1 pseudogene is annotated in these 503 nt (G+C 42.3%); it reads right to left on the minus strand.

Going from position 1 to position 503, the window contains the following annotated elements:
• Positions 1-503, minus strand: a pseudogene (locus R7R24_RS30810) (AAA family ATPase); the annotation flags it as partial.

Raw genomic sequence — 503 nt, forward strand, 5'->3', positions numbered from 1 at the left:
AAAAATCGTTTAACTGTATTTTCCTTCTGAGAAGCAGCTAAAGGAGAACGAGGCTGTCCTTCAATAGGATGGTTTTTTAAAGCAAGCCGACACTTGTGAAGCCATGTGATCGCACTTTCATATTCAGCATAGCGAGACTTGCGTTCGTGAACTCCCTTGAATTTAAACCGTTTAACGGAGTCGTCGAATACCGAAGATAGTTGAGCGGGGATGCTTCGAAATACAGATTCGATTAGCTGTGCGTCCACTTTTCCAGAGTACTTTCCGAAATCACGCATGTAGCCCTCAATTAAGTTCCTATGGACTTCAGATACGGCTTCAATGCGTTCAATAATACTGAGTTCTGAGTTTTCGAACCATGAGTTTACGGCTTCAGGCATGCCGCCAACAAAATAATAATCGGTCAGTAGTTCGATTAATTTTGTATGAGCCGCTGAAGAGTTCAGCTTTTGGTCAAATGCTTTTTGAAGTACTTTTTCTCCAGATGCCCACAAGAACTCCCT

The organism is Vibrio sp. 704, from assembly GCF_033339295.1.